This is a genomic window from Marinoscillum luteum (assembly GCF_044005705.1).
In the GTDB taxonomy this organism is placed as follows: domain Bacteria; phylum Bacteroidota; class Bacteroidia; order Cytophagales; family Cyclobacteriaceae; genus Marinoscillum; species Marinoscillum luteum.
This window is the reverse complement of record NZ_JBIPKE010000008.1, coordinates 43,272-56,054: the sequence shown is the minus strand read 5'-3', so window position 1 is coordinate 56,054 and position 12,783 is coordinate 43,272. Positions and strand designations below refer to the sequence as shown.

The 12,783-nt window shown below is 46.7% G+C and carries 3 protein-coding genes; 2 read left to right on the top strand and 1 reads right to left on the bottom strand.

Annotated features, from left to right (window positions below; genetic code table 11):
- The first annotated feature begins 57 nt into the window (after positions 1 to 57).
- Together ACHKAR_RS01135 and ACHKAR_RS01130 are read left to right on the top strand one after the other, a co-directional pair.
- Entirely contained in the window at positions 58 to 1,659 is a 1,602-nt protein-coding gene (locus ACHKAR_RS01135; protein ID WP_395415821.1) for a mechanosensitive ion channel family protein, read from the top strand.
- A 6-nt stretch (positions 1,660 to 1,665) separates the two neighbouring features.
- Positions 1,666 to 2,688 carry a zinc-binding dehydrogenase gene (locus tag ACHKAR_RS01130; protein ID WP_395415820.1) on the top strand — a complete coding sequence of 341 codons (1,023 nt, stop codon included), beginning with the start codon at positions 1,666 to 1,668 and terminating at the stop codon, positions 2,686 to 2,688.
- A gap of 632 nt (positions 2,689 to 3,320) precedes the next feature.
- Here the strand turns inward: ACHKAR_RS01130 and ACHKAR_RS01125 are convergent.
- Positions 3,321 to 12,782 carry a BspA family leucine-rich repeat surface protein gene (locus tag ACHKAR_RS01125; protein WP_395415819.1) on the bottom strand — a complete coding sequence of 3,154 codons (9,462 nt, stop codon included), beginning with the start codon at positions 12,780 to 12,782 and terminating at the stop codon, positions 3,321 to 3,323.
- Between the last annotated feature and the right edge of the window lies 1 nt (position 12,783).

Here is a 12,783-nt window from a genome sequence, read left to right as displayed (position 1 = left end):
GGGCTCCAAAGGTAAAAGGATTTTACGGTTACCTTTGCCCCAAAAAACGAGATTAATATGAGCAAACAACTGCTTTTTGTTGGACTTTGTTTCATCTCCTTTTGGGGGTTTTCTCAGGACTCGCTTTATGTGGATTTATCCTCTCCATATGCCGCAGTGAGAACTCACCTTTATTACTTACAGGAGGATCATTACGATGAAAACCTGGCGGCAGTTCCTTTTGGCCTTTCAGGTATCAAAAAAGAAGATGCTATTGAGAGTGCCATCAAGCTGAAGCAAATCTGGGACGGAGAAGGTACTTACATCAACATGGATGAGTTGCCGAGAAACCCTAACTACCGGGATAGTACAAGAAACAGGGCTCAATATGTGATTAGTAAAGACCGTCCAGAGATTTTCCTCGAGAAGCAAGGCAATCAATGGATGTATTCCAAATCTTCCATTGGCTCAATAGACGAACTTCACGATGAAGTGTTCCCGTTCGGCACGGATAAGCTACTGGAACTACTTCCCAAAATGGGTACCCGCAAGATCATGGGCCTGTACCTGTATCAGTATCTGGGTATGCTCATCCTCGCGATGCTCTGTGTCGTCATTCACAAAATATTTACATTTCTCTTTGAGCAACTCATTACCCGCATGCTACTAAATGCAGGGTACGAACGTCTGGCTGATCGCTTCTTACTTCCCGTGGCCAGACCAATCAGTATTTTTGTGGTCATTCTGCTACTTCGGGTCTTTTTGCCTGTATTGCAGTTTCCTCCGGATGTGGCTCACTGGTCCATGCTCATCCTTAGGGCGCTACTGCCCCTTTTTGGTACCATTGTGTTTTACAGGCTGGTGGATATACTGGCTATGTACCTGGAAAACCTGGCACGTCGGACAGAAAGCACTCTGGACGACCAGCTGGTTCCACTGCTCAGAAAGACCCTCAAAACCTTCGTAGTGGGGGTGGGTACGCTTTTCATCCTTCAAAACCTGGATATTCCGATCATCCCGCTACTTACCGGGCTCTCCATTGGTGGACTGGCCTTTGCCCTGGCTGCCCAGGATACCATCAAAAATTTCTTCGGGTCGCTGATGATCTTCATCGACCGGCCCTTCCAGATTGGTGACTGGATCACCTCGGGCGAAATAGATGGTAGCGTAGAAGAAGTGGGTTTCAGGTCTTCCAGAATCCGTACTTTTAGAAACTCGCTGATGTACGTGCCGAACGGCAAACTGGCCGACAGCACCATAGATAATCATGGCATGCGCCAATATCGCCGCTTTTACACCCAGATAGCGGTAACCTACGACACCCCTCCCGAACTGATAGAAACCTTTGTGAAAGGCCTGAGAAAGATTGTAGAAAATCATCCGGACACTCGAAAGGACTACTACAATATCTATTTCAACGACATGGCCACTTTCTCTCTCAATATCATGTTTTATATCTTCTTTGAGGTTCCGGACTGGCCAGCGGAGCTGAAGGCCCGACATGAAGTGCTCATCGAGATCATTAAACTGGGTAAAAAGCTTGGTGTCAATTTCGCTTTCCCTACACAAACCCTGCAGATGGAAAAGTTTCCCGGACAGCAGTCACTGTCACCTTCCTATGCCGGCACGGCAGAACTGGAAGCCAGAATGAATGATCATTTCAATACATCTAAAAATTAACCGCTCATGAGAGTCTTTGCCCTTGTCAAAAACGGAGCTGCAGATGAAGCCTTTGAACTCCGCGAACAGGCCACGCCTACACCCAAGAGTGGTGAATTGCTTATTGAATCTGAGGGCTTCGGTCTCAACTTTGCTGATGTCATGGCCCGGCTGGGTATTTACCGGGACTGCCCACCGCTTCCGGCGGTCATAGGCTATGAAAATGTAGGGCGCATCAAAGCGATCGGTGCCGGAGTAGAGGGGTTTGAAATAGGCGAGCGAGTGTTGGCATTCACAAGGTTTGGTGGGTACGCAGATCATGTGATCTCTCCTGCCATGGCTGTAGCCAAAATACCTGAGCGCTTCAGTGTGGGAGAAGCCACCGCCCTGGCCACACAGTACATCACTGCTTACTTTGCGGCTGAAGAAACTGTGAGCCTTTACAGGGGTGATCATGTACTCATACATGCCGCCGCAGGGGGAGTGGGCACGGCCCTTGTTCAGCTGTTGAAAAGAAAGGGTTGTGTAATCTTTGGCACCGCCGGTTCTGAAGAAAAGATGGAATACCTCCGCGAACTTGGAGTGGACTACCCGATCAACTACCGGGAAGTAGACTATCAGACCGAAGTGGAAAAACTTGGTTTCGGGCGGAAATTAGACGCTACCTTCAATCCCATTGGAGGAGACTATGTGAAAAAAGACTTTAAACTGCTGGGGCCGGGAGGACGACTCGTACTCTATGGAGCCTCCAAAATGACAGAAGCCAGAGGTAATATCATCAAAATGCTCAAACTGCTTTTCGGATTTGGGTGGTGGAGTCCAATCGGATTTGTGACTAAATCTACCGCACTTATTGGCATCAATATGCTCCGCATTGCTGACCACAAACCTGAAGCCTTTCAGCGCTCTTTGCGGGCGGTCATTGACCTGGCAGAATCTGGTGCTATCAAACCCACAGTGGGCAAAGAGTACCCCTACACTCAGCTTTCAGATGCTCATACCTACCTGGAAGGCAGAAAATCCATTGGTAAGGTGGCTGTGAAGTGGTAATCCAGGTAATAAAAAACATTCATGAATTTGAGAATCAGCCCCAGTGGCCCTGTCCGGTTTAGCTGAAGGCTCCCCGATGAGAAAAAAAGAGAGCGTTACATTAAGTGTGTCAAGATGGCCCGTCCTTTCTGATTCATACTCAAGTTATTCCTGGCTAAGAACAACCTTAGCAAAGGCCTCCGAGCTGACCCTGAGCGCCCTGATCGTCGAGTTCTGTGAAGTCATAACCATCGATTAGATAAATCATAGCCACCTTTTTTTATTTCACGGCCATGTTTTTGGAAAACATAACCATCTTTTGAGAAAAGATGGCCGTCTTTTTGGGAAACATGGCCGTCTTTTTTTGGTTGGACAGGTTAAAGATATCGGCGTCTCCAAGTTAAAAGGTCGTCTTTTTTTGGTGGACCATCAGGTACCCCGAAAATAAAACTGATAGCAGACGCAAAGCACCAACGGTTGTTGCCTCAGAGCACGTAGAAAAAATTTTTCTCTTAGAAAGAGAGTGCCTGTGTTTGTTACTGCTCCACTAGGGTGACTGAAGACTTTCAGAAAAAAACCGACTCCCTGGGAGCCGGCTGCTGCGCTACGACGGTGAAAATTCGTCAATAGCTGCCCTAGATGACAAGCTACACCTACTGTTTTATAATCCTGTAAGACACAATATGGCCTTTATTGGAGCTCTTGTCTACAAAGTTGAGGAGATACACACCCGCAGGGAGCCGGTTCATTTGAACCTCAACGCTGTGCTCAGACCCATTCTTCAGGGTTAATTCTTCGATCAGGTTACCATTCATATCCATGAGCCTGGCCGCCACATTCGGCGATACAAGTTTCCGATAGTTAATGGTCAGCATGTCCTCCACAGGATTGGGGTATACTTCCAGGTCTTTGAAGTATTTTCTGCGAAAACCGAGAACATTCGTTCTTTTCACTACGATCCCATTCTCAGTGATTGTAGCCTCCAATACAAAGGTGTTTCTCTCCATCCCATCTGCACCTATTTCAAACTCCACGAAGGAATTCGGATCCATCGGTATACCCGGATACTCCACGTTGAATCGATACAAACCACTCTCCAGATCGGTAAAGGTAAACCTGCCCTCATCATCGGACTGCACATAAGCGATCAACACGAAGGTGCCATCCTGATCTATTCGACCGCTCCTCACGAACCGGCGAAGGGAACAACCCGCCCGCTTAACCTTCCTTCGGGCCTCCACTCGTCCTCCTTCTTCTTCATCTCCCAGGGTGGTACCCACATCTCCTGTCACCACGCCTCCCTCTGGCAATGGAGGCAGCTCCGGTGGAATTTGGCCCATATTGAGTACCTCAGTGCTGTCATTTCTCAACTTGAATACCTGTGCCTCCACCCACAAATCCGTGCCGGGGTAATAGGTAGGAAGAAACTCTTCCAGATCTTCCGGCTCCACAGAGATCAGGTAGTCGCCCAGGAGCAGATCATCAAACACGAATCCCGCTTCTGCTCCACTCACGATCCCCAAAGTATCGTAGGGAATTCCGGGAGCGTTGACCCGCAGCGCATAACCGGTTCCTTCCACAAAAGGATTCCCATTGAGGTCAAGTGCGTTGAAAGTGAGGTCAGCACTGGCCAGTATTTGATACACTCCGCTCGTCAAAGTGAGATTCGGCACCAAGCTACTGGTGACTTCCAGGTAATATTCACCCATGGTCTCATAGGTGATCCCACTTACTTGCAATGTGCCTGTGGCATCCTCCACCGGATGGGCTCCCAGGTGATTGGTTAGTGTCCATTCGTAACTATTGGCCGTCCCGCCTACAGAGATCATCACCTCATAATCACTCCCCTGCGGAATGATCTCCTGCTCGGAGCTCCCTATGGGTCTTTGGGAATCATATACGATCCCCGATACGTCCATATTTTTCTCCAGGTCATCAAATTCCAGGTGATTGCCCGTCACATCCAGGGAAGTAAGGTTTTTCAGGGCCGAGAAATCAGGCAAAGCAGTAATCCTATTGTCCTTCAAATCCACTGAAACCAGGCCCGCTACATCCAGAATATCCCTACCTAAGGCGCCTGTCAATCCCTTCTCGGGAAGTTCTAGTCCGGTGACCCGTTCATTTTCTATGATCACTCCAAACCAGTCGTGAATTGTCGATTCATTGGGCCAATTAGCGGCCTCTCCTACCCAGCTAGCTCCATTCATCCTAGCGTACATATTGGCCAGAGCGGTAGAATCCCTTTCCAGAGAAGACACTTTGAAAATAATTGGCTCAGTCACAAGTGTTATATCTGTCACGATCGAACTGGTCACCTCTGCATAGTAAGCTCCTTCATCACCAAAGCCATTTACGTTGATCGTCAGTGTGGGACCAGTGTTTTCCAGCTCGGTAATTCCACCATCTGAAAGTGACTCCTTAAACCAGGTGTAGCTATTGGCAGATCCTGAAATCTCTCTGGTCAGGAGATACTCACTGCCCTGCTGTCCCAGTGTATCGACCCGTATGCCGATGCTGTCCTGTGGAGTATAAAGTAAGCTACTCAGGCCCTGGTTAAGTTCTAGCGAAGCAAATCCGAGCCGATTGTGAGAGGCGTCTAACTCACGAAGGGAAGCAAGACCGGAAAGATCGGGTAGAGAAATAACGCGGTTGCCGCTGATATCAAGGGTATCCAGTCCTACCAGACCGCTGGATATTTCAGGGAAATCACCCGATAAATTATTTTCAGAGAGATCTACCGCAATGACACGGGAGTCTTTCACGGTGACATCCACCCAATCCGCTATAGGTGCCCCTGATCTCCAATTGTTCGATCTCGTCCAATTGGCGCCATCCAAGGCATCATATATCTGCAGTAAGGCCAAAGAATCATCCTCCAGCGAAGACACCTCCAGCTGAACCTCCCTGCCATACAACGTGAGGTCCGGAAGCAATGAGTTAGTGACCTCATAGGTATACACTCCCCTATCACCAATAGTCAGATTCAATAATTTGAGGGAATCCATGACCTGATCCACCAAAATATCGCCATCCTTTTTCCAGGTGTAACTGTCGGCCGTTCCACCTCCATCGGCAATCAAAATCAGATCCTCCCCAACACTCACTACAGTATCCAACCTCACTCCTACAGAATCCTGTGGCGCATATGACCACTCATAAAGCACCCCGCTGAGTACCTCAAGCGCTCCAAAATCCAGCTGGTTATGACTGACGGCTAATGAATCCAATAACATGCTCTCCAGACCAGCTGGTAATTTCACCAAATCATTACCCGAGAGGTCAAGCGCCTTGAGGTTTGGTAAAGTAGTGATGCTATCATCTACATTGCTCAGCTGGTTATTGGCAACGTTTACAGATTTCAGATTTACTAACTGACCAATTTCGGCAGGTATCACTCCATTCAGTTGATTACCAGCCAGATCAAGGCCTATCACCTTGTTATTTTGAACCTCTACTCCATACCACGTGTCTACAGATCCCGAAAGCCAATTGTCATTATTGAGCCAGTCGGCACCCCCTGTAGCGTCATAGATAGCCACCAAAGTAATGGAGTCAGGTATCAAACTCGCTGCTCCTATGGAAGCAATGTATCCATGAGAAATCCCGGAAGAAGAGAGTGTATAGTCATCCAGCGCAAAGGCTGGGTCTGAAAATGATCCTCCCAGATAAAGGTTATCTTCCTCCACCACAGCCAAAACACCCAAAGAAGACGACCCGGTGGTTGTCGTAGCATTTTTGATCCAGTCCACCTCTCCATCCTGGGTATACTTCATGATGTATACGTCCTGATTCCCTATCAACGGATACTTCGCGTTCTCTATGTACAAATCGCCACGCTGATCGGAGATGACATAGATGTTTCCCTCTGCATCTGTTTCCATTTCATTATACCCAAAACCATACTGCTGCTCCATTATTCCCTTTGCCCAATTGACGGTGCCCTCAGGAGAAAGCTGTAGCAGAAATTTGTTGTAATTGAAAGGACTCTGAAGTGTATCGGTGCCAAAGCCATGCTTCTTCCCAAACCAGCCTTTGAGCACGGGGTTACCAAAGGGGTCTATCGTAAGTGACGTAGGCCAGCTGGAATAATCTGTAGTCGAACTTCCAGAGTAAGAATCCTGCCAGATACGTGTGCCGTTATGGTCATATTTCACCACCAATACATTCCCGTCACCATCCGCCATGGGAAACTGTGACCCGTCCTCCATGGTAACCCCCTGAGAAGTAGCCTCAGAGGCCAGGTAGATATTTCCTTCCTGATCCGCAGCAGTAATACAGAGGTATTCTATATCTGATCCTCCCACGGTACGCACAAACACCCTGTTTCCATCTGCATCATACTTGATCATAAAGCAATCTTCTGAACCTTGATTAATCATGGTCTCTCCGTTCACAACGAGGGAACCAGCCGGATATATTCCTGATAATAGCACCCCATCTGGCAGAATGGTCAGGTCATCCAGGGTAATTTGTGCGGGAAACTCCTCGATCCACAAAAAACTGCCCGAAGCGGAGAGCTTGGCAATAAAATAATTATATGATCCAACGGAAGAGGTAATCACCGAATCCTGAATAACCAGCTCATCCAATCCGCGCTGCCCTATGACATAATTTGCACCTGATAACTTATCATGCACAAACTTATCACCAATACCCGCTCCTGCACTGGCGCCTGCCAGGTGGGTAAGCCACAGGATGTTATAATTGGCATCCAACTTGGCTAAGAAAGCTCCGGTGCCTTCTATTGATTGACCAAAAAAATCAGTGGTTCCTTCAGAGCTTCCATAGACCAGCAGGTTTTCCGCTGCATCTACTTCCATTCCCGCGGTATTACTTCTGGCCCCCGTTTCCCCAAAGGCATAAGCATATGACCATTCGGGGCCTTCAGTCAATTCGTTTCCGGTACCCTCTATGGTCACATAAAAGGGATCGGTAGTCAGGGTAAGATTCGGTACGCTCTCATTCCTGGCTTCCAGGATGTAAATTCCATTGTCTGAACCAGATACATTTGTCAAAACCAGACTATCAGCCACCGCACCTTCTATGGGCTCACCATTTTTAATCCATTGATAGGTGTTACCTACCCCGGCAATGGGATAGTAAATGATCAATTCTGAGTCAGCTGCCACTATCGTGTCGTACGCCGGCACTTCCAGTTGCTGAGGAGAGTAGACAGTCAGAACTCCGACATTTGGAGCCAGATCTTCGAAGGTCAGTAGGTTACTATAAACCCAAAAAATAGAAGAAGTTAGCCCCGAAAAGTCAGGCAAAGAGTTAAACCTATTGTTTTCAAGTCTGAATTCATCCAATTGTGTCAGATTGGCCAATTCAGGAGGCACTTCCCCTTCCAGTTGGTTAAACCCAACACGGAACACATTCAAATTTGTAAGATTGCCCAATTCAGGAGGCACGGTTCCGTTTAACTGATTTGATCCTAGATCCAAAAATGTAAGATTGGATAAGTTTCCCAATTCAGGAGGGATAGGCCCAGAAAGTGCATTAATTGAAAATCTCAAACCGGTTAGGAAAGTCATACTCCCTAGCTCTGATGGGATTGCGCCAGATAACTGATTGTTATACAAGCTGAGATAACTAAGGTTGGTCAGCTCAGTCAAACTCAACGGGATCGAACCTGATAGCTGATTCGAACCCAGATCTAAATAAAGGAGGTTTGTGAGATTGCCAATCTCATTTGGTATGAATCCGCTAAGTTTATTTCTAGCTAAACTCAATTGCTGCAAATTGGGTATCTGGGTAATTCCCAACGGAATCTCATCTTCCATTTTCGCGTCCTGAATTATCAACTCCCTCAAACTAGTGTTATCTCCTCCAAAAGGGAGCTCCCCCGAAATAGATGAGCCATCCAACCAAAATAGATCCAATACTCCATTCCTACCCAAAGTATCTGGGAGAATGACCGCCAGTTCAGAGTTTCCAACGATCCGAACATCGAAAAGATTTGGGAGACTCCACAGTCCATCCGGTATAGTGGTCACTTGCGAATTTTCCAAATTGAACTCCCTTAGGTTGGTCAAGGCCCCGATTGATTCTGGTAAAGCATTGGATAATGCCAGTTCTTGCAGATCAGAAAGGTTACCCAAACTTTCTGGGACGGCCCCAGAAATATCATTATTGTTTAGATACAGTCTTTGTAATGCAGTCAAATCACCAATCTCATCCGGTAGATTCCCCCCGAGGTTATTGCCCGACAATTGCAGCGCGGTAACTCGTCCAGATTCTGTTTGCACCCCATACCAAGCTTCTACCGGACCAGATAACCAATGGTCATTGTTGTACCAGTTCGGGCCATCGGTAGAATTGTAGAGTGCCACTAGCGCAAGGGAATCACTCGCATTCGTGGTTAAAAACGTTTCTGTAGTGATAGTCCAGTCAAATCCATTGGAAGAATATTGATCCACCCATTCTATCCAGATAGTATCATTATCGTAAAGAATGAGCTCGGCTTCTGATTCGGGATACGTGGGGTAGTCTATGTCATCATGCTCTGCCAGGAGGTCTCCACCACAGGCCGAGTATATCCTCAGGTATGTATCCTCTCCCGAACCGAGAGAAGAAATCAGTGCTTTTTCGTAGGAGACAGAAGGTGAATAGTAAAACCATCGCGGGGCTGAAGAAGTGGTATTGGTACCCGGCTGGGCTTCAATGGCGCCCTCACAATTGTCACCTGTGGGGCCAACGGAAAGATTCATTGGCTGACTGTAGAGTGTGAGGCCAGGGAATGACGTATTGGTCACATACAAAATGTACTCACCAGCATCTGATGACTGCAGATTGGTCAAAGTGAGGGTAGACTCTGTTGCTCCTGAGAGTACCTCCCCATTCCTTTCCCAGTAGTAGGCATCATTAGCTCCCACTCCCGGCAGAGGTGGATTGAGTAATGTATCTGCGCCTATTTCCGTATGTAACACCTGCTGGCTGCCAAATGCTTTTTGTCCTGTATTTGAAGTAATGACCGACTCATTAGACTCCAGGTCTTCGAAGGTGAAGAAGTTGTCTGAGATCGAAAAAGTGGTGGAATTCATACCCGACAAATCCGGAAGATCACTCAAATCGTTAGAATATATCAGTAAGTACAGAGGGCCTGAGATATTGGTTATCTGCGCAGGAACCGTCCCGGTCAGTTGATTATCTTGGAGGCGCAGATCCTGTAAGCCTATGAGATTGCCGAGCTCCGTGGGGATAGATCCTGTAAGTGCATTCTCATACAAATACAAATAATTGAGATTGGAGAGATTTCCTAATTCAGGGGGAATGGGGCCTGTGAGCAAATTACCATTTAACAGGAGGGTAGTCAGGTTGCTGAGGTTGCCAAGTTCCGGAGGTATGGTACCTGACAGGTTGTTATTCTGAAGATACAAAATGTCCAAACCTGAAAGGTCAGCCAGCTCTACCGGAATATTTCCCGAAAACTGATTACTGCTCAAACCCAAAAAAGAGAGGTTGGACAATCCTCCCAGCTCAGGAGGGATACTTCCGGATAATTGATTAACAAAAAGCTTCAATTCCATTAGAGAACCAATTCCTCCAATAGCCACAGGTATTTCCCCCGATAAAGCATTGTTTTGTAAACTTAGTATGGTGAGAGAAGACAGGTTGCCAATTTCTGCAGGGATACTACCTGAAAGCGAATTATTATAAAGTTGAAGTGATTCCAGTGCCGTGAGATCACCAATTTCCGAGGGAATTACCCCTGAAAGTGCGTTATCATTGAGGATTACATCAATTACTCTGCCTTCACTGACAATCACTCCATGCCAGGTTTCTACATAACCAGAGAGCCAGTTGCTATTATTGCTCCAGTTGGGGCCGTCTGTATTGTTATACAGAGCCACCAACGCCAGAGAATCACCCGGGCTGGTCGGGGATACGGGACAATTTTGAACATCTCCTGTGATTGTCCATCCATAAGAAGAAATCATGTCTGCCCGTGCATCGGTGCTATTACAATACTCAAGACCTGTTGCCCCGAGCGTCACGCCCATTTGAAGAACCTGCCCTGACCAGCCCATCAATGTGAGATCGTAATTATCAACGCTTAATCCCGAACCGACCAACATGCTTGTCATATCTGAAACTGAAGAAACATTCCATGCCCCAAGATCCTGATCGAAGCCAGAAGCTCCGTTAAACATACTTTGCATATTGATCACACCACTCACATCCCAACTGCCAATGTCCTGATTGAATGAAGTGGCTAGCCTGAACATGTTCAGCATGTTGGTGGCGGTACTCACATCCCATGTACTAATATTCTGATTGAAAGAAGAGGCCTCCTTGAACATATTGGCAAGATTTGATCCCGTGATAACCCAGGAACTAATATCCTGATTGAAGAGCGTTGCCGCATTGAATATGGCGCTAAAGCTTGCTCCATTGCTCACATCCCATCCGCTAATATCCTGATTGAATATGCTTGCTCCGGAAAATGCATTTGAAAAATTGGTGATTGTACTTACATCCCAATCCCCAATTGACCCATTGAAGGAACTACAATCTCTGAAAATCCCACTCAAGTTGGATACTCCCGATAGATCGGGGTTATCCAACGCATTGTAAGTGAGGTTACTGCAACCAAAGAAGGCATCTGTCATGTTCGTCCACTCCACATTCCCCCATTGTTCGATGGTTAGTATTTTATCTTTATCATCACTATTCCCAAAATAAATCCATGGAAACAAGCCAGATATCTCAACCCTATAGGTACCGGGAGTGGGGAATGTAATCACGTAATCACCTGTTTGGCCAGAAGGTTCTGTGCCATTGTTCGCCTCATTTCCGACTTCCTCCCAATAGATATCATAACTGTATGTGCCTACACCAACGGGTATCATGATCTGATTACTGGCGGTGGTCCCAGGGTTATCTGTCTGCCATGTAGTGACGAAACCTGTAAGGGCCGGAGCAAAGGTGGTATTCGAATACAGAGAAGTGGAAGATTTGTTATCCTCATTAATTCCTGTTACCAATAAGTCCTGATCTCCATCATTGTCAATATCCGAAAAACCGATGCTCCCGTTTGAAACTTTTTCAAAACTGAGTTCAGTAATTTCGGAGAAGGTCCCGGAACCATCATTAGCATAAAATTTAGTGTTTCTGAAATTGGAACTTGAATTCCCGGTAATCACGACATCAAAGTCACCATCTTCCTCAAAATCCAGGAACTTTACTGATCCGCTTCTAAAATCCTCAAAGGAATGACTACCCAGACTAAAAACGCCCGCCCCATCGTTGAGATAAACATTAGTTGCTCTTTGACTGGAATTATTCATCCCTATTACCAATAGATCCTGATCATTATCCCCGTCTATATCAGCAAAGTCCAAAGAACCATCAGTCACTCCGTCAAAGACTGTGCCCGTAACCTCAGTGTAAGCTCCAGCTCCATTGTTGGTGTAAAGTTTGGCAATAGCAGTTCCTCCTGTATTGTCACCGATAATGAAAATATCCAAATCATCATCCCCATCTACATCAGCAAAACGAGAATCACCACCGGCAACTCCCTCAAACGGAGTACCTCCCATCAGGCTGAAAGTTCCCGCACCATCATTTGTATATAACTTTGCAACACGCTGACTCGATGCGTTTGATCCGGTGATAAGAACATCCACATCATCATCCCCATCAATGTCACCCACAGAAATAGATCCACTGAAAACACCATCAAACGAGGTGCCTGTCATCTCGGTAAAAAAGCCACTTCCGTCATTGGTGTATAGCTTGGTCACTGGTACATCGGAGATATTCTCGCCTGAAATCAGAGCGTCCGGAAAATTATCTCCATCAAAATCCACAAGGGCCAGACTGCTGATATGTACACCTTCAAAAGGTAATCCAGTCTGTTCCGTGAAAAAACCATTCCCGTTGTTTGCATACAGCTTAGCTACCCTATCGCCGGCATTATTGCTACCAGTGATTAACAGGTCCTGATCGCTATCAGCGTCTATGTCCGCGAAAGCAACCGACCCCAATTGTACGCTATCTATGGACGATACAGGCGCATAAGGAGTAAAGATGGCTTGTGATTTCGCCTCTCTAATAGACAGAAGCGCAATGGAGATAAAGGCCATTCGAAGAATATAAATTAGCAGTTTCATA